The organism is Paenibacillus sp. FSL R5-0912 (genome assembly GCF_000758605.1).
In the GTDB taxonomy this organism is placed as follows: Bacteria; Bacillota; Bacilli; order Paenibacillales; family Paenibacillaceae; genus Paenibacillus_AQ.
Map to the genome: position 1 here is coordinate 4,556,770 of NZ_CP009282.1, position 21,479 is coordinate 4,578,248.

At 49.9% G+C, this 21,479-nt stretch carries 21 protein-coding genes; 1 reads left to right on the forward strand and 20 read right to left on the reverse strand.

The window, feature by feature from the left end; translation table 11 throughout:
* Positions 1 to 4 precede the first annotated feature (4 nt).
* From R50912_RS19230 to R50912_RS19310, 17 genes are all read right to left on the reverse strand, one after another.
* Positions 5 to 961 carry a MotE family protein gene (locus R50912_RS19230; RefSeq protein WP_231637676.1) on the reverse strand — a complete coding sequence of 319 codons (957 nt, stop codon included), beginning with the start codon at positions 959 to 961 and terminating at the stop codon, positions 5 to 7.
* 18 nt (positions 962 to 979) lie between these two features.
* Entirely contained in the window at positions 980 to 1,423 is a 444-nt protein-coding gene (gene fliJ, locus R50912_RS19235) for a flagellar export protein FliJ (protein ID WP_042237149.1), read from the reverse strand.
* Between the two features lie 6 nt (positions 1,424 to 1,429).
* Positions 1,430 to 2,743 (reverse strand): flagellar protein export ATPase FliI, encoded by a 1,314-nt coding sequence (gene fliI, locus R50912_RS19240; protein ID WP_042242743.1) that lies wholly within the window; start codon positions 2,741 to 2,743, stop codon positions 1,430 to 1,432.
* Positions 2,736 to 3,584 carry a FliH/SctL family protein gene (locus R50912_RS19245; protein WP_042237151.1) on the reverse strand — a complete coding sequence of 283 codons (849 nt, stop codon included), beginning with the start codon at positions 3,582 to 3,584 and terminating at the stop codon, positions 2,736 to 2,738. Before R50912_RS19245 ends, fliI begins: the two co-directional genes overlap by 8 nt.
* A complete protein-coding gene (gene fliG, locus R50912_RS19250) occupies positions 3,577 to 4,593 on the reverse strand; it encodes a flagellar motor switch protein FliG (RefSeq protein WP_042138160.1) in 1,017 nt (338 codons plus the stop codon). The genes R50912_RS19245 and fliG overlap by 8 nt, the downstream gene beginning before the upstream one ends.
* A gap of 4 nt (positions 4,594 to 4,597) precedes the next feature.
* Positions 4,598 to 6,187 carry a flagellar basal-body MS-ring/collar protein FliF gene (fliF, locus tag R50912_RS19255; RefSeq protein ID WP_042237153.1) on the reverse strand — a complete coding sequence of 530 codons (1,590 nt, stop codon included), beginning with the start codon at positions 6,185 to 6,187 and terminating at the stop codon, positions 4,598 to 4,600.
* 34 nt (positions 6,188 to 6,221) lie between these two features.
* A complete protein-coding gene (gene fliE / locus R50912_RS19260) occupies positions 6,222 to 6,530 on the reverse strand; it encodes a flagellar hook-basal body complex protein FliE (protein WP_042237156.1) in 309 nt (102 codons plus the stop codon).
* Positions 6,531 to 6,558: 28 nt separating this feature from the next.
* Positions 6,559 to 7,005 (reverse strand): flagellar basal body rod protein FlgC, encoded by a 447-nt coding sequence (gene flgC / locus R50912_RS19265; protein WP_042237159.1) that lies wholly within the window; start codon positions 7,003 to 7,005, stop codon positions 6,559 to 6,561.
* A 6-nt stretch (positions 7,006 to 7,011) separates the two neighbouring features.
* The gene (flgB, locus tag R50912_RS19270) at positions 7,012 to 7,419 is read right to left on the reverse strand and encodes a flagellar basal body rod protein FlgB (protein WP_042237161.1); all 408 of its coding nucleotides are present in this window, start codon (positions 7,417 to 7,419) and stop codon (positions 7,012 to 7,014) included.
* A 375-nt stretch (positions 7,420 to 7,794) separates the two neighbouring features.
* Positions 7,795 to 9,195 (reverse strand): ATP-dependent protease ATPase subunit HslU, encoded by a 1,401-nt coding sequence (gene hslU / locus R50912_RS19275; RefSeq protein ID WP_039295151.1) that lies wholly within the window; start codon positions 9,193 to 9,195, stop codon positions 7,795 to 7,797.
* Between the two features lie 33 nt (positions 9,196 to 9,228).
* Entirely contained in the window at positions 9,229 to 9,771 is a 543-nt protein-coding gene (gene hslV / locus R50912_RS19280) for an ATP-dependent protease subunit HslV (protein WP_039295147.1), read from the reverse strand.
* Between the two features lie 144 nt (positions 9,772 to 9,915).
* The gene (gene trmFO / locus R50912_RS19285; RefSeq protein ID WP_042237162.1) at positions 9,916 to 11,295 is read right to left on the reverse strand and encodes an FADH(2)-oxidizing methylenetetrahydrofolate--tRNA-(uracil(54)-C(5))-methyltransferase TrmFO; all 1,380 of its coding nucleotides are present in this window, start codon (positions 11,293 to 11,295) and stop codon (positions 9,916 to 9,918) included.
* A 23-nt stretch (positions 11,296 to 11,318) separates the two neighbouring features.
* Complete coding sequence (topA, locus tag R50912_RS19290; RefSeq protein WP_042237164.1) at positions 11,319 to 13,415, reverse strand: type I DNA topoisomerase; 2,097 nt, start codon at positions 13,413 to 13,415, stop codon at positions 11,319 to 11,321.
* A 99-nt stretch (positions 13,416 to 13,514) separates the two neighbouring features.
* Positions 13,515 to 14,633: a DNA-processing protein DprA gene (dprA, locus tag R50912_RS19295; protein ID WP_197072943.1), complete on the reverse strand. Its 1,119-nt coding sequence runs from the start codon at positions 14,631 to 14,633 to the stop codon at positions 13,515 to 13,517.
* Positions 14,634 to 14,815: 182 nt separating this feature from the next.
* A complete protein-coding gene (gene sucD / locus R50912_RS19300; protein WP_039295139.1) occupies positions 14,816 to 15,745 on the reverse strand; it encodes a succinate--CoA ligase subunit alpha in 930 nt (309 codons plus the stop codon).
* 35 nt (positions 15,746 to 15,780) lie between these two features.
* Positions 15,781 to 16,938 (reverse strand): ADP-forming succinate--CoA ligase subunit beta, encoded by a 1,158-nt coding sequence (gene sucC / locus R50912_RS19305; RefSeq protein WP_039295138.1) that lies wholly within the window; start codon positions 16,936 to 16,938, stop codon positions 15,781 to 15,783.
* A gap of 357 nt (positions 16,939 to 17,295) precedes the next feature.
* Positions 17,296 to 17,763 carry a MarR family winged helix-turn-helix transcriptional regulator gene (locus R50912_RS19310; RefSeq protein WP_042237169.1) on the reverse strand — a complete coding sequence of 156 codons (468 nt, stop codon included), beginning with the start codon at positions 17,761 to 17,763 and terminating at the stop codon, positions 17,296 to 17,298.
* Between the two features lie 148 nt (positions 17,764 to 17,911).
* On the opposite strand from R50912_RS19310, the gene R50912_RS19315 reads away from it, so the two are divergent.
* Positions 17,912 to 18,340 carry an organic hydroperoxide resistance protein gene (locus R50912_RS19315; RefSeq protein WP_042214922.1) on the forward strand — a complete coding sequence of 143 codons (429 nt, stop codon included), beginning with the start codon at positions 17,912 to 17,914 and terminating at the stop codon, positions 18,338 to 18,340.
* 217 nt (positions 18,341 to 18,557) lie between these two features.
* Here the strand turns inward: R50912_RS19315 and R50912_RS19320 are convergent, their stop codons facing one another.
* The 3 genes from R50912_RS19320 to R50912_RS19330 all read right to left on the reverse strand — a co-directional run bounded on the left by R50912_RS19320 (position 18,558) and on the right by R50912_RS19330 (position 21,459).
* Entirely contained in the window at positions 18,558 to 20,288 is a 1,731-nt protein-coding gene (locus R50912_RS19320; RefSeq protein ID WP_042237171.1) for a YifB family Mg chelatase-like AAA ATPase, read from the reverse strand.
* 212 nt (positions 20,289 to 20,500) lie between these two features.
* Entirely contained in the window at positions 20,501 to 21,010 is a 510-nt protein-coding gene (locus tag R50912_RS19325) for a metallophosphoesterase (RefSeq protein ID WP_042237173.1), read from the reverse strand.
* 35 nt (positions 21,011 to 21,045) lie between these two features.
* Positions 21,046 to 21,459, reverse strand: coding sequence for a hypothetical protein (locus R50912_RS19330; protein ID WP_052416497.1), 414 nt, complete (start codon positions 21,457 to 21,459; stop codon positions 21,046 to 21,048).
* Positions 21,460 to 21,479 lie beyond the last annotated feature (20 nt).

Sequence of the window (21,479 nt, forward strand, 5' to 3'; positions counted from 1 at the left end):
AGTATTATTTACCGCCCATCAGCCGGTTTACAATTTTGGCTGTCTGTGCGCTGTCATTCTTGGTCATCTCCCCCAGGATAGAGGATCGTACAGTATCACTAACTGTATTCAGTATAGTGATGACCTTGTCCGGGCTAATGCTGTACATCGAACCCAGCAGTGTAGCCGCGTCAGCAGCAGGCATTGAAGTAAAAGTCTGGCTGAGCTTTTCCTGATCAAGATTGGCTGAGGCTGCAGCCGTGGTTGTACCGGCTTCATCCTGTTTCAGTCTCGATTGAAGGGCTGCAATAGCCATATCGGTTGAATTGGTTGTTTCTTTTAGCTTTATAGATACATCCGCAGCTTTTTTCGGGTCCATCTTTTCCAGGATGGCCGTTTTGCTGGCATTGCTCATCACACTGAAAATTTGGACCATTTCATCTGTAGTCAAGTTCTCCATAATCGGTGCAGCTTTAGAGGCTTTCATTCCCGCATACAGCTTGGCCAGATCCGTGACCTGCTTGAGATATGGATCTTCATCTTCCTCAGTGGCTGCAACTGCCGCCGCTTCTTCTTTCATCCCGTCAATCTGTTTCTGAAGCGCCTCAGCTTTGTTAGCCTCGGACGCCTTATCTTCTTCTGCCTGTTTCAGCTGCGCTGCCTGCGCGTTAAGCTGAGACTTCAGCTCTTTAATTGTACTCTCCGAGCTGGCGGCCTGCTCTTTAGTTTCAGCTTGCGGATCATCTGCGGTTTCTCCAGCGGTATCCGAATCCGGATCTGTGGCAGGTTCAGGCACCCATTTCTCCACAACAGGAATCTTGTTCGCAATCTCAAGGACATTATTGCGGATATCCATATTAAATAGGGTCAACAGTACTCCAAGCAGTACAAGCGTGAAGATGATTGGGATCATCAAGAATAAAAAACGCTCAAATTTACCTGCCGACCCTTCATCTTCAAGTTCCATTTGATTATTTGCCACTAGCGGAAACCTCCCGGGTTAGAGGGATTTCATCGCGAAGCGGACGGTAGCCATCTCATCCAGTTCGTTTTGTTCCCGTAAACTCATATTCTGCAGAAATGCTGTTTGTGCTTTGTCTTTGGCCTTGAGCCATACCTTCTCATCCAGAACCTTGGTACTGAGATGGTCCTGCTTGCTCTGAACCTCTATATGCGCCCGGCTGATATCGGAATGTTTGCGGGCAATGCACTTATCCAGATAATCCACATAATTCTGCATTTCGCGAAGCTTAGCCATAGGTGTCTTTTGCTCAGCAGCACTCTGTAAGGACAACATCACCGCATTGCGCTGTATAATTAATTCATCAAGGCTTTTTTCCTGTGCCTGCAGTTCTCCGAGCGCGCTTGAGAGCATCCACTCTGCCTGTGTTTTTTCGTTACCCTTCAAGTCCACCACTTTTTGAAAAGTATAATGGAATCTCATGATCAATCAACTCCTCGAGAACTGTGAAATTAAAGACTGCTGCACTTCGCTAAGAGTTACCTTCTCGTTTACTTTTTGCTTGGTGAAATCCCAGATGCTGTCGATGTAATGCATCGATTCATCGATTTGGGCGTTCGACCCTCTTTGGTAAGCTCCGATATTGATCAGATCCTCGGAATCCTTATAAACCGCCATAAGACGCTTTACATTCTCGGCTGCAGCAATCTGCTCTTCCGGTGCTATATCCTTCATAACACGGCTAATGCTGGAGAGAACATCGATTGCCGGGAAATGTCCTTTATTCGCGATATTCCGGTTCAGGACAATGTGTCCGTCCAGGATACCTCGCACAGCATCGGCGATCGGCTCGTTCATATCGTCACCGTCAACCAGCACGGTATAAAATGCGGTGATTGATCCAGTAGGGCCTGTTCCAGCCCGTTCCAGCAGCTTAGGCAGACTGGCGAACACCGAAGGGGTGTACCCTCTCATTGCAGGAGGTTCTCCTACCGCCAACCCAACCTCGCGCTGGGCCATGGCATAGCGGGTAACCGAGTCCATCATCAGCATGACATTCAGTCCGCGGTCACGGAAATATTCGGCGATTGTAGTAGCGATCAAGGCACCTTTGATCCGGATCAGCGCCGGCTGATCCGAAGTAGCCACGATAACCACCGAACGCTGCAGTCCTTCCGGCCCCAGGTCGCGCTCAATGAAATCAAGCACTTCCCTGCCCCGTTCACCGATAAGGGCAATAACATTCACATCTGCCGAAGTGTTACGGGCGATCATTCCCATCAGTGTGCTCTTGCCGACACCAGAGCCCGCAAAAATGCCGACCCGCTGTCCTTTACCGATGGTGAGAAGCCCGTCAATCGCTCTGACCCCGATGCTGATAGGTTCAGCTACACGCGGACGGTTAAGCGGATTGGAAGGAATGTTGAAGGTTGAACTGTGCGGCATACGTGCAGGAATGAGTGAGCCGTCAAGCGGCTGGCCCAAACCGTCAAGCACCTTTCCCAGCAGCTCCGAGCCTACCTGTACACTCAGCGGCTTGCCTGTGCCGACAACATCACAGCCAGGCCCAATAGCCTGCAGTTCTCCAAGCGGCATCAGCAGCACCTTGTTGTCACGAAATCCGACGACCTCTGCCTGAAGCGGCTTAGTTCCTTTCGCGGGATAAATAAAACACACATCACCGATGCTGGCATCCGGTCCTTCCGACTCCACCATCAGTCCGATGACCTGGGTAACCTTGCCGTTAATCCGGACCGGGTCAAAATTACGCAGCTGTTCTTTGTACCTTCCGCTGTCAAGCATCGTCTTCCCCATTTCTGTGTTCACCTACATCCAGGGCAATTCGCAGCAGTTCTTTTTTGATCTCAGCCAGTTGGGTATCCACACGTGCGTCGATGCTGCCAAAGGAGGAGCGGATGACACAGCCCTGATCCTTAACCGTTGAATCCGGAAGAATCTGCAGTTCTGCCTGTGAGTCCACGGCAAGTGAAAGCTCTTCTCGCGCTGCATTAACAAATGCGAACTGTGCCGGAGAGACACATAAGGAAATCAATCCCTGCTCGCGCTTGCGGGCCAGATTCTTGCGGATCAGCTCCATTGCAAATTGCGGTTCCACGGTCAGCTGCTTGTCCACTATTTTCTCGGCGATATCGCAGCTCAGCTCTACAAGAAAAGGTTCAGCTTCTTGAATAATTACATCTTTTGCCCGGTACGCTTCCTGAAGTACGGTTCTTGCTTCCTCCATCATCTCGGCAAGCCGCTGGGACATCTCCTGCTCCGCATGGGCGAGACCTTCCTGGTAGCCTTGCTGAAATCCTTCGGACTTGACGGCTTCCACAAGATGCTCGTCCTGTTCTCTGCGCTGCCGCCACCATTCTTCAGCTTCATTCCGTGCTGATTCCATAATATTCTCAGCTTCCTGAGAGGCACTGCGGACCTGCCCTTCAGCAAACTCCTGGGCATCTTTCAGCATTTGCTTGCGTGCCTGCTCTGCCGCTTCCCTGGCGGGATCCTGATAGTGGACTTCGCCTGGAACCTCCTCGGCAACAGGATCTTCTGTAAGCCCTGCATGATGTCTGGCCTGCTCCAGCCGCTTCAGTACATCTACCGGAACATATTGAGAATGTTTGATCAGCTTAGACAATAATGTCATCTCCTCCGCCACGGGCGATGATAATTTCACCAGACTCTTCGAGTCTGCGGATCGTGCCTACGATGCGGGTCTGTGCTTCCTCCACATCACGCAGCCGCACAGGACCCATGTATTCCATTTCTTCGCGGAAGGTTTCGGCCATACGCTTGGACATATTGCGGAAAATAACATCCCGCACTTCCTCGCTGGCCACCTTGAGCGCAAGCTGCAAATCCGCATTGTCGATATCTTTGATGATGCGTTGGATTGAACGGTTGTCCACATTGACGATATCCTCGAAGACGAACATCCGCTTCTTGATTTCTTCCGCCAACTCCGGATCCTGTATTTCCAGCGAGTCGAGAATGGTACGTTCTGTACCACGGTCAACGCCGTTCAGAATCTGTACAATCGATTCAATACCGCCCGCATTTGTGTAATCCTGGGTAACTGTAGCCGACAGCTTCTGTTCCAGAACCCGTTCTATTTGCGTAACAACCTCTGGAGAGGTGCTGTCCATAATCGCTATTCTCCGGGCAACCTCTGCCTGCTTCTCCTGAGGAAGGGAAGACAGGATAGAGGCAGCCTGTTCAAACTGCAAATAAGAGAGCACTAGTGCAATAGTCTGGACATTTTCGTTCTGGATAAAGTTAAGAATCTGGTTCGGGTCTGCTTTGCGGGCAAAATCGAACGGTCTTACCTGCAGCGTCGCCGTCAGTCGGTTAATAACTTCAAGCGCCTTGGCTGAACCCAGTGCTTTCTCGAGTATCTCCTTGGCATAGTTAATACCACCTTGAGAGATATATTCTTGAGCCAGACAGATTTGATGGAATTCTGACATGATCGACTCTTTCTCCACGCTGTCCACCTTACGGACATTCGCAATTTCCAGAGTCAGCTGCTCGATTTCCTCATCTCTCAAATGTTTAAATATTTGTGCCGATACTTCAGGCCCTAGTGTGATAAGCAGGATCGCCGCCTTTTGACGGCCGCTAAGTCCCTGCTGGCTAGCTTTTGCCATTCCTTCACCTCTGTTCTTCAGCAAGCCATGTACGCAGCAGATTTACGAATTCATCCGGCTTTTTCTTCGCAAGACTTTCCAGCTGCTTACGGACCTGACTTTCATTCGTCACGCTCTCCATATTAATAGAAGGAAACTCGGTAGGAACCTGCAGCGGAATGTCATCTTCCGCTTCTTCCTCCTGCTTATTCTTGCGGCTGCGGTAGATGAGGTAACCGCCGCCCGCACCGACCAGCAATGCGGCTCCGCCAATTGCCCAGATCATCCAGCTAGCCAGTCCGCCAGATGCTGCATCCGCCGCCGTACTGCCAAATTGTTGCGAGAACACCGAAACTTTTTTGGTTAAATCGGCGTCTGTATAAGTAATACCTGAATCTGCCAACGAAGCACGGACAATATTGACCAGAATATTCTGGATCGCCGCTGAAGTTGTATCATCCAAAGTTGTTTGCCCATTAGGTGGTTCAACTGCAACATTTATGGTTAAATCTTTAACAGTATATGGACTTGCAATAATATCTTTGGTGATTCGATTCACTTCATAGTTCCTGGTCTCCGATGATTCCTCAGAAGAAGTAGTACCCGTGTCAGTCCCCGAAGGATATCCAGAGACATCTTCCGATCCTGTACCAGCAACCCCACCGGATGTATTCCCTTGACCCGAATAAGTATTGCTGATAATTTGCGAACTGATCTCAATCCCTTTCATATTCTCCGCATCTACCGGCAGTACGATTTCTTCCTGACGGTTCTCCTTATCGAAGTTGAGCTTGGAGAACACCAGAACATCCACTTTATCGGGCCCTGTGAGCGTACTCAGGAATTGCTTGACATCTTTCTTGACATCATCTTCGAATTTCTTCTGCAATGCGAAGTTCTCTTCGACTTGGCTTGACACGCCAGCTTGCCCGCCTTTAGCTGTCGGCATCAATTCGACCTCATTATTAGTGATCGTAATGTTATCAACCGGCAAATTCGGCACGGCGGTCTTTACGAGATTGAAGTACCCGTCGATATTATCCTGTGTAGGTCTAAATCCTGGATTAAAGCTAAGCACCACAGAAGCCAACGCTTTCTCCTGGTCCTCCTGTGAGGCAAACACAGTTTCCTTCGGCAGGGTAATCAGAACCTTGACATCTTTAATCCCCTGCATTCTTCTCATCAGTTGCTCAACTTCGCCGTTCAGCGCATTGTTGTACTTCACGTTGAATTCACTGTCTGTAGTCCCAATCATCGAAGAAGATTGATCAAATACTTTGTACCCGATGGAACCTTCCTTTACGATCCCCTGCGAACCAATAGCTATCTTGATGCGCGCGGCATCAGTACTGGGTACTGAGATACTCTTTCCATCCGGACTTAAGCGGTAAGAAATTCCTGAAGTATCCAAATAACTCATAACTCCCGCTGAATCGGTACTATCCAGATCCTGAAAAGCAACTTCGTATTCTGTCTTTGATAATTGCATGGTCAAAACTACGATTATTATTATGATGATAAACAGAGTGGAGAAAAATAATATTTTCTGTTTACCGCTGAATCTGTTCCAATACAGGGTAATCTTCTCCCGGTACTGGGCCAATCTTTCATTCACAGTGTCACCCCATCCGAAACGTAGCTAGGATTATTTAGATTTGAGTTCTCATAATTTCCTGATAGGCTTCAATTACTTTGTTCCGGACTTGTGTAGTCAACTGCAAACTCAGCAATGCCTGTTGGGACGAAATCATTGCTTCATCAATGTTGACTTCTCCCAAAACAAATTTGTTACTCATATCTTTAGCCTGTTTCTCCTGGTCCGCCACCTGATTAAGAGCATTCTCCAGGTATGAACCAAAGCTTTGTCCCGTTTCGGAGACGGCTGATGCTTCTGAAGCTACGGGTTTCATAGCCAGCGGCTGTACAGCCTGAGTTCCAATCAATAAGTTCTGTATCAATTATTCTCCTCCTAAACAATCAATTCAATTAACGGCCGATTTCAAGCGCCTTACCCACCATCGCTTTGGACGCATTAAGCATCGTTACATTTGCTTCATAAGAACGTGAGGCAGACAGCATGTCCACCATTTCCTTCGTAAGGTCCACATTCGGCATGTACACATATCCGTCAATATCAGCATCCGGATGACTTGGATTGTATACGGGCTTCAGCGGTGAAGTATCCTCAATAATCGACTTCACTTTAACACCTTCGCTGCCGCCGCTCATTTTTGAATCGAGTATATTAGAGAAGCTGTCAGCCTGGGATGTTTCCAGTACTACAAGCTTACGGCGGTAAGGTACGGCTTTGCCGTCAACCACGGAGGCCCTGGTTGTCTCTGCGTTAGCGATATTGGAGGAAATTACATCCATCCGCAGGCGCTGGGCAGTCAATGCCGAGGCGCTTATTCCAAAGCTGCTACCAAAGTTCATTATTGATTACCCTCCCTGCACAACTGTACGCATCATAGTAATCTGACTGTTCAACTGTTCAATGTAAGAGTTATACCTTAGCTGGTTCTCAGCGCTCAGCGCCTGTTCGCGGTCCATATCCACATTATTGCCGTTGTTGTTCATAGAAGTAGTCTCATCTGTACTGACAACAGCAGCCGGCACAGCGGTTACTGTTCCAAATTGGAAATGGCGGGAGTTAGATACTTTCGCACTCAGCGTAGGTTTTACACCGCTCTCCTGTTGTCTCAGGAAACTTTCAAAGCTGACATCAGAGCGTTTAAAATTCGGCGTATCAGCATTTGCTACGTTATTCGCCAGAACACTTTGTCGTTTGGTGGCGGCATCTAGGCCTCCCTGTAATCTTTGAAAACTGACACTGTTCAGCAAACCCATGGTAATCCCCCTTCCAAACCTATCATAATGAAAAGAATTCCACAACTTCCCCCGAATTCCTGCTTGCTTTCGACAAAAAAAACTAAATTTTTCATTATTTTGTCGAGAACAGGTCGAACAATGTCGATGGATGATTCTTATGTCAATCTCACATACATTGATTCTCTTAGAATTTGTATATTATTACAATAAGAAATAAGCCCTATCTTTTCTGAAAAGAGAGGGCTTAAAGCATGTTTTTACAATATTCTACCTTTTTTATTCCAAATAATTCTTTTAATTTCTATTTTTTAACTCTTTATGCACGTTTTTCGAATTGAATTTGGATAGCAATAATTCTTAATACCTAATTTAACGGGATATCACGCTGTCGCTTTAAAGAATATATTGACTTAAATCGCGGTCCTGTGCGATTCCTGCCAGTTTTTCGCGAACATACTCCGGAGTAATGACCATTGTCTCCAGTGTTAGTTCCGGCGCTTCGAAGGACAAGTCCTCCAGCAGCTTCTCCAGAATCGTATGCAGGCGCCGGGCACCGATATTCTCCATATTCTGATTCACGGAAGCGGCGATTTTGGCAATTTCCTGAATCGCTTCCTTCTGGAACTGAATTTCGATGTTCTCGGTCTGCAGCAGATGAACATATTGCTTCGTCAGTGCGTTCTCCGGTTCGGTCAGAATAGAGACAAAATCCTCAAGAGTAAGACTGCTCAGCTCCACACGGATCGGGAAACGTCCCTGAAGCTCAGGAATTAGGTCAGAAGGCTTGGCAATATGAAAAGCTCCGGCGGCGATGAATAATACGTAATCCGTCTTCACAGGCCCGTATTTAGTCATCACAGTGGAACCTTCAACGATAGGCAAAATATCGCGCTGCACCCCTTCACGGGATACATCCGGACCGGAGCCTTTACCCTGGCTGGCCACCTTATCAATCTCATCGATAAAAATAATACCGGACTGCTCAGCGCGGGCTACCGACTCCTGAATCATATCATCCGTATCAATCAGCTTGGCAGCCTCGTCCTGAATCAGCACCTTACGGGCTTCACGGATCGGCAGCTTGCGCTTCTTCGTACGCTTGGGCAGCAGGCTGCCGAACATTTCCTGCATGTTCATGCCCATCTGGTCATTGCCTTGGCCGGCAAACATATCCATCATTGAAGGAGTGGTGTCTTCTACATCGATTTCAATGATATCGTCCTCGAGCTGACCCGCCAGCAGCTTAAACTTAATGCCTCTGCGGCGCTCGCTCAGACTACCGTCCTCCGGCTCTTCTTTGGCTTCCTCTGCACCGCCGTTATTACCGCCAAAAATCATCTCGAACGGATTGCGCTGCGATTTGCCCTTCGAGGTCGAAGGAACCAGTATGGCTACAATGCGGTCGTTCGCCAGTTCTTCAGCACGGTCCTTCACCTTTTCGGTACGTTCGAGCTTCACCATACGGATTGAAGTCTCTACCAGGTCGCGGACCATCGATTCCACATCACGGCCTACGTAGCCGACTTCGGTAAATTTCGTGGCTTCCACTTTGATGAACGGTGCATTGACCAGCTTGGCCAGACGCCGTGCGATCTCCGTTTTACCGACACCTGTAGGACCAATCATGAGAATATTCTTAGGAACAACCTCATCCCGGAGCTCTTCGGATAAAAGGCTGCGCCGATACCGGTTGCGGAGAGCAACGGCCACCGATTTCTTAGCCTGCTTCTGACCTACGATATATTTATCCAGCTCTGCTACGATCTGGCGGGGTGTAAGCGATTGATTCACCATTGTGACTTCCTCCCTTTTTCTATGGCACCATGCCTATAATTGTTCGACAATAATATTGGAGTTGGTATACACACAGATCTCGGAAGCGATCTGCAGAGCTTCCCTGGCAATATCGGCTGCGCCAAGATGCGATGCATGACGTTTGAGCGCGCGACCGGAAGCCAGCGCAAAGTTGCCGCCGGAGCCAATTGCCAGCACGTCATCATCGGGTTCAATAATCTCGCCGTTTCCGGAAATAAGCAGCATGCCTTCCTTGTCCATCACGATCATGAGCGCTTCAAGCTTACGCAGGATACGATCCTGGCGCCAGTCCTTGGCCAGTTCTACTGCAGCCCGCTGCAGGTTGCCGTGATGCTCCTCCAGCTTACCCTCAAACTTCTCAAACAAAGTAATCGCATCCGCTACGGAGCCCGCAAAACCGGCAATTACTTGTCCTCTGTACAGGCGGCGGACCTTTTTTGCCGTCGTCTTCATAATGACGCTCTCTCCGAATGTAACCTGACCATCGCCGGCAATCGCAGCATGACCGTCATGTCTTACCGCACAAATCGTAGTCGCATGAAAGCTGGGTAACATAATGGGCACCCTCCTAAAGTTTTGTGAGCATAGCTTCCTTGAATCACTTAGAACAAACCTGATCCGGAAGCATACACTTAGTGTTGTGGCATAAGCATCCCGGACCAGCTTCAGACAATCCGTCCAGGAGCTTACGATTAAGTTTTATTGTGCTGGACTTTCCGCTTCGGTAAGCTCAGGTTCTACAACCTCCGGCTCAGTATAGGCCAGGCCTTTGTCGGCAGCATAGGCAGCAAGACTGTCCAGCGCACGGTAAGCCAGGCGTTCGTTTTTCTCTTTTTTACTGCGGAATCTCGTTTCAAGCTTTGGCAGCAAACCAAAGTTGGCGTTCATTGGCTGGAAATGCTCGGGATCTGCGGAAGTAATGTAGGCTGGCATGCTGCCCAGCACGGTATCCTGCGGGAAGATCAGACCGTCCTCACCGAGCGCCGCTCTGGCAGCATTCATACCGGCGATCATGCCTGAAGCCGCAGACTCCACATAACCTTCAACCCCTGTCATCTGGCCGGCAAAGAACAGTCTTTCCCGTCCCTTCATTTGATAGGTGGGATGCAGCAGCTTGGGAGAATTGATAAATGTATTGCGGTGCATGACACCATACCGGACATACTCTGCGTTCTCAAGACCGGGGATAAGTGAAAACACGCGTTTTTGTTCGCCCCACTTCAAATGGGTCTGGAAGCCAACCAGGTTATAAAGCGTTCCGGCTGCATTATCCTGACGAAGTTGCACAACTGCGTAAGGAAGCTTGCCTGTATGAGGATTCATCAAACCTACGGGCTTCATCGGCCCGAAGAGTGCTGTCTGCTTGCCGCGCTTCATCATAATCTCGATCGGCATACAGCCTTCAAAGTAAATCTCTTTCTCAAAATCTTTGAGTGCGGCAGTCTCAGCCGAGATCAGTGCATCATAAAAAACATCGAATTCCTCTTCCGTCATCGGGCAATTCAGGTACGCAGCTTCACCTTTGTCATATCGGGAGGCCAAATACACCTTGCTCATATCAATGGTGTCCTTCTCGACAATCGGGGCAGCCGCATCATAGAAGTAGAAATACTCCTCGCCAAGCAGCCCTTTAATCTCTGCGGAGAGTGACGGAGAGGTCAGCGGGCCTGTCGCAATGACAACAATCCCTTCCTCCGGTATATGCGTAAGTTCTTCGTTTATGACTTCCACCAGAGGGTGATTATGCAGCATCGACGTAATCTCACCGGAGAAACCATCGCGGTCTACGGCAAGTGCGCCTCCGGCCGGAACCGCATGCCGGTCGGCTGCACCTAGTACCAGAGAGTCAAGACGGCGCATTTCCTCCTTGAGCACACCTACCGCATTACCAAGGCCGTTGGCCCGAAGAGAGTTACTGCAGACCAGCTCGGCGAACTGGTCCGTATGATGCGCAGGTGTCTTCACAACCGGACGCATCTCATATAATCTGACCGGAACCCCGCGCGAGGCAATCTGCCAGGCGGCTTCACTGCCGGCAAGTCCGGCTCCAATCACAGTTACTTTAGCTATATCAGTCAATTCCCTTTCCTCCTGTAACACATTTATTCTGCCAGTTCTTCGTTGTCCAGCACTTCCTCAGTATGATCACAAGAAGTGCATTGCAGCTTTGTTCCCTGTTTGTTGCGCTTCTCTACCATCCAGGAGCCGCAGACAGGACATGGTTTAACCGATGGTCTATCCCAGGATACAAAGTCACAGCCCGGATACTGATCGCAGCCGTAGAAGACACGGCCTTTCTTGCTGCGGCGCTCCACAACCTTACCCTCATGACATTTCGGACAGCTGACTCCGATATCCTTGATGATCGGCTTCGTATTACGGCAGTCCGGGAATCCGGAGCAGGCCAGGAATTTACCGAAACGGCCCAGCTTGTAGACCATCGGCTTCCCGCATTTCTCGCATAGCTCGTCGGAAACTTCATCTTCAATCTCAATTTCCTTCATTTCTTCTTCGGCGTAGAGGAGACGTTTCTCAAAAGATTCGTAGAACTGGGCCAGCACTTTCACCCAGTCCTCAGCACCTTCCTCCACATGGTCAAGATCCCCTTCCATATGGGCTGTGAATTCCACATCCAGAATTTCCGGGAAGAACTCTTCCATTTGCTCTATGATTAGCTCACCGAGTTCGGTTGGCATAAACTTCTTCTCTTCAATCGCTACATATCCACGCTTCTGGATCGTCTCCAGTGTTGGCGCATACGTACTCGGACGGCCGATCCCCAGTTCCTCCAGCGTTTTGACCAGACGCGCTTCCGTATATCTTGGAGGCGGCTGAGTGAAATGCTGCTTCGGCTCAATATCATGTTTGGTTAAATCATCGCCGGCCTTAAGCGGCGGAAGATACTTCTCCTCATCCGTTGTGCCGTCATCATTGCCTTCCACGTACACCTTCATGAAGCCCGGGAAAGAAACCTTGGACCCGACGGCTCTGAAAATCGCAGTGCCTGCTGTAATATCCACAGACAGTGTATCAAGCAGGGCGGAAGACATCTGACTGGAAACAAAACGCTCCCAAACCAGCTTATACAGGCGGAATTGGTCACGGCTCAGGAATCCTTTGACCATGTCAGGCTCTCGGAGCGCCGAGGTAGGACGGATCGCTTCATGCGCATCCTGGGCTCCCGCAGCTTTCTTGGAATACTGGCGCGGTGTCTCGGGAACGAACTTCTCACCGTATTTGGAGAGGATCAGCTCCTTAGCTTCTTCCTGGGCCGTAGGAGACAGACGGGTGGAATCCGTACGCATATAGGTAATTAAACCGACAGTGCCTTCCTTGCCCAGCTCAACCCCCTCATAGAGCTGCTGAGCAACAGACATGGTCTTGGATGCGCGGAAGCCCAGCTTACGGGCAGCTTCCTGCTGCAGTGAGCTTGTCGTAAACGGAGCGGAAGGATGCCGTTGTCTTTCCTTCTCTTTTACCTCTTTAACCTGGAAGGCGGAATTTTGAATAGCATCCAATACTTCCTGTACATCGCTCTCCTGGCCCAGCTCTTTTTTATCGCCATTCAGCTTGTGGAACTTGGCTTCGAACAGGGAATCGCGGATGCCCAGCTTCGCAGTAATACTCCAGTATTCCGTGGGAACAAAAGCAGAAATTTCGTTCTCGCGGTCCATTATAATCTTCACTGCTACCGATTGTACCCGTCCTGCGGACAGGCCTTTTTTGACTTTCTTCCATAATAGGGGGCTAATCTTGTATCCGACGAGCCGGTCCAGAATACGGCGGGCCTGTTGGGCATTCACAAGATCCATGTTAATTTTGCGCGGAGTCTTGAATGCATCCTTCACAGCCTGCTTCGTAATCTCATTAAAGACAACCCGGCATTCCTGTGTGTTGTCCAAATCCAGCGCATGCGCCAAATGCCAGGCAATAGCTTCACCTTCGCGGTCCGGGTCAGCTGCGAGATAGACTTTTTTCACTTTTTTGCTGGCATCCTTGAGTTCCTTCAAGATAGAGCCCTTGCCGCGGATTGTTATATATTTGGGGTTGAAATCATTCTCCACTTCCACACCAATCTGACTTTTCGGCAAATCTCTGATATGTCCCATTGATGCCTTTACAATATATTTACTGCCCAGATATTTACCAATCGTTTTTGCTTTTGCCGGTGACTCTACAATAACCAACGCATCTGCCATAGGTTTTCCTCCCAAAAGTTGTAAGCATACATCCTCCTGAACCTGCCCTCAGGCCCGGCCGGAAATCAAGAGTCTATGCTTAACACGGTTACTTCTATATTAAATTACCTTATAAATTGCACCCGGCAATTGTGTTACCGCTTTTTTTATGATTAAAGATAACAGAACTGAATGCAAATGTCCAAAATCCCACCTCGTGGACGCCAGTAGCTCATCGAGTGTAAAGGGGCCTTGATGCAGTATATGGTAAAGGTGTAGCTCCTCACTTGTCAATTTCTTTTCGATTAACCCGTCTCCGGCGAAAGGCCCGGAACCGCTTGCCGAAGACTCTGAAGTACCCTTTCCAGGCAGATAAGCTATGTATTCTTCTACGATATCCGCTGAGCTTGTCACCACCTTCGCACCTTGTTTAATCAGCTCTAATGCGCCTCTGCTCTTGGGCGAGGTTAGCGGACCCGGAACAGCAAACACATCTCTTCCAGCTTCTAGCGCAGCGTCGGCCGTAATCAGGGAACCGCTGCGGCTGTCTGCTTCGACCACCACCGTGCCGAGCGACAGTCCTGCGATAATCCGGTTGCGCTGCGGAAATAACCCGGGATGGCTCGGGGTGCCCAGCGGATATTCGCTTAGCACAAGACCGACACGTGAAATCTGCCGCTCCAGCTCACGGTTCTCAGGCGGATAGACCTTGTCCAGCCCTGTTGCAACCACCGCAATGGTACTTCCGGTTCCCGTTAATGCAGCTTCGTGGCAGACACTGTCAATCCCTCTCGCCAGGCCGCTTATAACCGTGAGACCGGCCGCACTAAGCTGTTCAGCTAGCATTTCACCAATCTTGCGTCCATAGGCAGTCGGCACACGGGTACCAACCATGGCTACAGAAGGACGGGAAGCCAGCTCCAGACGTCCGCGATAATACAAAACCCAAGGCGGCTGGGGTGTTTCCTTTAACTGGACAGGATACCCTTCATCCAGCAAAGTCACCATTGAAACACCGCTTGCTTCCATTAAAGAGCGGCGCTGTAGAATCCATTCTTCATTGAAGAGAGCGTTAAGCCTCGCCGACATTTTGCCTCTGATTCCAGCCCGCTCCCAATCTGTAACGGAACAGGACAACGCTTCATTCGTCAAAAGGCCCGCCTGACGTATTCTGTCCATACTTTTCCAGCCAATGCCTTCTACTTCATTTAAACCGAACAGCAGATCCCGCGTTTCCATATGCACTCTCTCCTATACGGAAGGGCCAGCCTTCCTTATTGATTACATAACCTGCTAAAAAAGACAAAAAAAGCAACCTTTCGCCCCAGTACTCCGGAACAAAAGGTTGCTTACCTTTAAGATGATTATACATGAATCAACGGTAAAAGCAGTGATCTTTGTGTGATTCTACAAGCTGAGCTCTAGTGGGTGGTGAAAGCATTCAGAATGCCGCGTTCCTCAAGCACACTGACGAGCGTAGATCCCATCTCCGCAGGCGTTGGCGCGACTTTGATCCCGCAGGACTCCAGCACAGCGATCTTCTCGCTGGCCGTTCCTTTGCCGCCTGAAATAATCGCTCCGGCATGGCCCATCCGTTTGCCAGGAGGTGCAGTAACGCCCCCGATAAAGCCGACTACAGGCTTTGTCATATTCTCTTTAATCCACAGAGCCGCCTCTTCCTCTGCCGTTCCGCCGATCTCTCCGATCATGATGACAGCTTTGGTGCCCGGGTCATCGTTAAACAGCTTCAGAATATCTATGAACTCCGATCCCTTGACCGGATCTCCGCCGATACCTACAGCCGAAGACTGGCCGATACCACGCTCTGTCAGCTGATGAACAGCTTCATAGGTTAATGTTCCGCTCCGCGAGACAACACCTACATAACCCGGCATATGAATATAACCCGGCATAATCCCGATTTTACATTCTCCTGGCGTGATAACCCCCGGACAGTTAGGACCGATCAATACAGTAGAACGGCCTTCCATATATCTTGATACTTTAACCATATCCAGCACGGGAATGCCTTCTGTGATACAAATGACGAGTTCCATTTCAGCATCCACAGCTTCCATTATGGAATCAGCCGCGAAGGCAGGCGGTACATAGATCACACTGGCGGTTGCACCTGTAGCTGCTTTTGCGGCAACGACCGTATCAAATACCGGGAGACTGGCTTCCGTGCCATTTTCAAGCGTGATCTGAACAAAGGTTCCTCCCTTGCCCGGGGTTACCCCGCCCACCATCTGGGTGCCGTAATCCAGTGCCCCTTTCGTATGAAATAAGCCCGTAGCGCCCGTAATTCCCTGTGTGATGACTTTCGTATGTTTATCTACAAGAATGCTCATGCGTCAGGTCACATCCTCACTTTTATTGTCGAATATTACACCAGAGCAACAATTTTACGGGCACCGTCAGCCATGGAATCGGCAGCAACTATATTCAGTCCCGAACCGGCGAGAATTTCTTTGCCCAGTGCTACATTCGTGCCCTCAAGACGTACAACCAGCGGCTTCGTTAACCCGAGCTGTCTCGCTGCCTCAACTACACCGGTAGCAATGACATCACAGCGCATGATTCCGCCGAAAATATTAACAAAAATCCCGCTGACCTTATCATCCGAGAGGATGATCTTGAAAGCTTCAGTTACCTTCTCCGTGGTTGCGCCGCCCCCTACATCCAGGAAGTTGGCCGGCTCTCCGCCGTAATATTTAATAATATCCATGGTAGCCATCGCGAGGCCCGCGCCATTCACCATACAGCCGATGTTGCCGTCAAGCGCGATATAGCTAAGATCGTATTTGGAAGCTTCAATCTCTTTGGCATCCTCTTCGTCCAGATCACGGAGCTCCAGAATATCCTTATGCCGGAACAGCGCGTTAGAATCGAAATTCAGCTTGGCATCGAGCGCCATCACATTTCCGTCAGCCGTTACAACCAGCGGATTAATCTCCGCGATAGAGCAATCTTTATCCACAAAAGCCAGATATAGCGCTTGCATGAACTTGACCGCTTTATTTACCAGCTCTGAAGGTATGGCTATGCTGTAAGCCAGTTTACGCGCCTGGAAGGTCTGTAGTCCCACTGCCGGATCAATGATTTCCTTGAAAATCTTCTCCGGATGTGTGGCTGCCACCTCTTCGATCTCTGTACCGCCTTCCTCGGAAGCCATCATGACTACCCGCCCGGAACCACGGTCTACAACAAGTCCGATATAATACTCTTTAACAATCTGGCAGCCCTCTTCAATCAGCAGCCGCTTCACTACCTTGCCTTCGGGTCCCGTCTGGTGGGTGACCAGCGTCTTGCCGAGGATTTCAGCCGCATAGGCGCGAACCTCATCACTGTTCTTTGCCACCTTGACGCCGCCGGCTTTACCGCGTCCGCCTGCATGAATCTGAGCTTTGACTACAACTACCGGTGTACTCAGCGCTGCGGCAGCTTCCACTGCTTCCTCCACTGTATAAGCTACTTTTCCGTTCGGTACGGCTACGCCGTACTTCTTAAGTACTTCTTTTCCCTGATACTCGTGGATATTCATACCGGAAGCCTCCTAAAGTTTTGCGGTGGCCGTGTAGCAGGCAGCCTGCAGCCATTCCGCATTCCGTTTTGATTGTCCATAGCCGGGTCCAGACCGGTGAAAACTGGCAATATCCCGGCACATGCAGAAAACCTCCGCCTGAATACTAAATCCGTAAACGGTACAGTTTTCTGCTAGTGGCATATAAACATATTACAGAGTGATATCTATAATTACCTATATGCCAGAATGTGAAACCCAGAATATTGTAACATGTTTTATAAGCGCTTTCCTTAAAAACTTTCACTATTTATACATACATTTTCGCTCGATTTCATGCCGGAATGCGAACGATTGCATTGACTTTGTGCTGATAGACTATTTCGAATTGCTAATGTTGCTCTCATGAACACGGGCGAGCAGGTCTTTGAACTGGCCGAGCAGTCCAACAAACTCCTCGGGGGAGAGCATGGTGCCTTCGGCCATTTTACCGGGAATGCACATCGCATCCTGCTGCAGTGCCAAACCTTGTGCGGTTAATGAAATTAACACCTTCCGCTCGTCCTGCAAGGAACGTTCGCGCAGAATCAGGCCTGCAGCCTGCAGTCTCTTGAGCAGCGGAGTCAGTGTGCCGGAGTCCAGGAACAGAGCTTCACCAAGCTCTTTGACCGTACATTGCCGTCTTTCCCAGAGGACAAGCATAACCAGGTACTGCGAATACGTTAACCCGATCTTGTCCAGGTGAGGCTGGTACAGCTTCGTAAATTCACGCGAACAGGCATAAATCGTAAAGCAGAGCTGATTCTCAAGCATTAGCTCCGGAGGGGTCATAGTTTCTTCTTCCATATCTTCTTCACCTGCCTTTGTGACATTAGTTTATCACAATTCATTCACAATATCATGTTAATAGCGGAAAATAGATTGACTTTTATTTTAATTGTGATAAATTATGTTGTGTACAATACATTATGAAAACGAACGGGAGCGATTTATAATGATGACTATTCAACAGAAAATGTATGAAACTACAGTAAAAGCGGTTGGCGGAAGACAAGGATATATTGAATCTGAAAGTCCTAAGCTGAATCTTACCATCAGCACACCACGCGAAATGGGCGGTGCCGGGGGTGAAGGCACAAACCCTGAGCAGCTGTTTGCAGCAGGCTATTCCGCATGTTTCGACAGCGCACTGAATATGGTTGCCCGTATGGGTAAAATCAAGATTGAGGGCAGTGAAGTAACAGCAACTGTAAGCTTCGGTAAAGTTGAAGACGGTGGCTTCGGCATTGCCGTGAAGATGGATGTTCTGGTCAAAGGCGTAGATCACGAAACTGCAGTCCAGCTGGTAGAAGCGGCTCACGGCGCATGCCCTTACTCCCGCGCAACCCGCGGCAATATTGAAGTTGAACTGAATGTGCTGTAAGACGAAATAGCGATACTTTCTTTAAAACACCCTGTCCAGCGGCCCCGGACAGGGTGTTTGCCGTTAACCGGCAAACTTTATGCTTTGAGGTCCGTGTTACAATTAACTTTCAAAAGCGTTACTGATACGCGTTCCCTTGCGGACCAGTTCCTTATCATTTCAGGCGGATGAACAAGATAACGCCCTCTCAGTCCGCTTCATCCTTCTCACTGCTCACTCAGTACTCCTCCTCTGCCGTCACCTGGCGGTCCAGATTACGGTACTGGACAGCTTCGGCAAGATGCGCAGAGCCAATCTCCTCCGCCCCTTCCAGATCAGCGATGGTGCGGGCCAGCTTAATGATCCGGTCATGCGCCCGCATGCTGAGACCAAGACTCTCCAGAATATGGTTCAGCAGCAAACTCTCATCATGCCTCAGAACGGCGTAACGGCGTAACGCCGCTCCCGAAAGCTCACTGTTCCAGGAGATCGGCAGGTGCTGGTAACGCTTAGCTTGAATAGCCTGAGCCCGCAGAACTTCCTCACGCATCCGCGCTGTACACAACGCCGGCACATTCCGGTCCACTTCTTTCGGGCGGGGGACATCGACCTGCATGTCCATCCGGTCGAGCAGCGGTCCTGAGATTTTGGCCCGGTACTGGGCGATTCGTGCCGGACTGCAGGTACACCGCTGCTGTGAGCTGCCGTTCCCGAGAAACCCGCACATGCAGGGGTTCATGGAGCAGGCGAGCAGGAACTGGGCGGGAAAGGTGAACGACGCCCTGGCCCTGCTGATAGTCACTACCCCGTCCTCCAGCGGCTGGCGGAGCACCTCAAGGACCGTACGGGAGAATTCAGGCAGCTCGTCCAGAAACAGAATTCCGCGGTGTGCCAGGCTGACTTCTCCCGGCTTAGGTATTCCCCCTCCGCCAATCAGTCCGGCAGCCGAAATCGTGTGATGCGGGGAACGAAACGGGCGGAGGCGCATCAGGCCTCCATTGCTGTCCCTCAGCTTACCCGCGGCACTGAATATTTTCATCACCTCCAGCGATTCATCGTCGCTCAGGTCTGGGAGAATGCCGGGAAGGCGTTTAATCAGCATCGTTTTGCCTGTCCCCGGAGGGCCGATCAAGATGATGTTATGCATTCCGGCAGCGGCAATAGTGAGTGCGCGCTTCACGTGATTCTGTCCAATTACATCACTGTAATCCTCCTTCATCAGATAATCCTCCCGGATCGGCGCAAGAACCTTGTTCCCTTCCGGCTGATATCCCAGATGGTCCAGCGTCAGCACCTGAACTGGCGGGCGGTTCCTCGGGGAGGGCTCATTGCTAACCGATACCGGAAACGGCAGCTCTGTCTGCGGCATGAATAGTTCCTGAACTTCCAAATCCGCCACTTCTGTAGGTAATCGCGGCTCCAGGCCTGGAGCTGGCTCTACCGTAGACGGAGAAGCCGGAACACCGGCAGCTGACGGTGACAACTCGCGCAAATGTCCGGACGTATATACACGAATTCCCGCAATCAGCGCCGCTTCGGCCGCATTGCCCGGTGGTACGAGGACTGCCTGAAACCCTGCCCGGCGCGCTGCCTCTACCATAGATAACACCCCATTCACCGGACGCAGACTGCCGTCCAGCGCCAATTCTCCGATGAGCAGCATTTTCCCGGCATCCGGCATAATAAGCTGGCCGCTTGTTGTCAGAATCCCTAGGGCAATGGCCAGATCGAACGCCGATCCCTCCTTGCGCAGATCTGCAGGTGCCAGATTGATCGTAACGCGCTGCTGAGGATAGCTGTAGCCGCAGTTTTTAACCGCAGCCCGGACTCTCTCTACCGCTTCCCTCACAGCAGAATCCGGCAATCCGATAATTATCGTCTGCGGCAGCCCGTTCGCCAGATCAATTTCCACGCCGATCATTACGCCTTCAATACCGTACAAACATGCACTATGCATCTTTCCGTACACAAAAAAACACCTCTCCTCCTGAAATACGCCCGGAACGGGCGTTTCTTTCCAAGAAAAAGGGTGCTTCCTCTTTTTTCCGTTAGCTTTATGATGTTGAGTATACCTAAAGCCCCTGCTGTCATGCAAGGACTATTACGCACAAGCCGCTGCACAAATCCCGACTTTCATCCATATTGCATCATTGTGCATCTATGACTAGAGAATCAATTTGTTCAGCCTTCCTCACTGGCCACAACGGCGTCCCTTATCTGTTCAAAGGACAACGGCGCATAATTCCAGTGCTCTACACAAATGTTAAAATGGCTGTTGCCTTCATATTTCTGTCCATGAATATGGCCATGCACATTTACGTAAGGCATATGCTTATTCATATACATAGGTTCATGGGAGAGCATAAAAAACTCTTTATAAATGATCGGGTATTCACTGACCTCGTTAAATCCCGCTTCCAGCCACCAATTACGCCCGCGTCCGCGGTCATGATTACCGAGAATCAGGATTTTGTAGCCGTTCAGCGCAGAAACGATATTCCGGGTAGCCTCCTGATTCAAGAAGGAGAAATCCCCCAGATGAAATACCTTATCCCCTTTGCCCACCACAGCGTTCCAGCTGGCAATCATCGACTGGTCCATCTCCCCGGCACTGCCAAAGGGACGGGATTCGAAATCTATGATCAGCTTATGGCCAAAATGATGATCCGAGGTGAAAAAGACATTAGTCAAAACAGCTCCCCCATTTCAAGTACTTCAGGAATGGTTCATTTATTCCAGTTTCTCTTGGACGAACGCCGATTCACGTCAACCTGAATCAATTCGGCCAGAGGAGGGGTTTCTTCATGCTCGATCAGCCATTGACGCATTTCCTTAATGGCCTCTACCTGACCGTTCCCCTTATCCTTCCAGGTAAGCAGCTCGATGACACTGATGACCAGTGACAACAGGCTGCTGTTGCTGCTTTCCGTTTTTTCCGCACGCATTTTATGGAATAAAGCCTCATGCTCCCAGTCAATTAATATCTCTTCCGCTATTGCAGGCCGCATAACGGTAAATGTCTTATTACAATTGCTGCAGCAGACAACGGACAGAGGCTCTCCGCCCAATTCCGCTACGATTCTGTGCTCGCAATGCTGGCAAGTAAAACTTACCTGTATATCAATCGGTTGATTTCTCACTCGGACAGCCCTCCTCATGG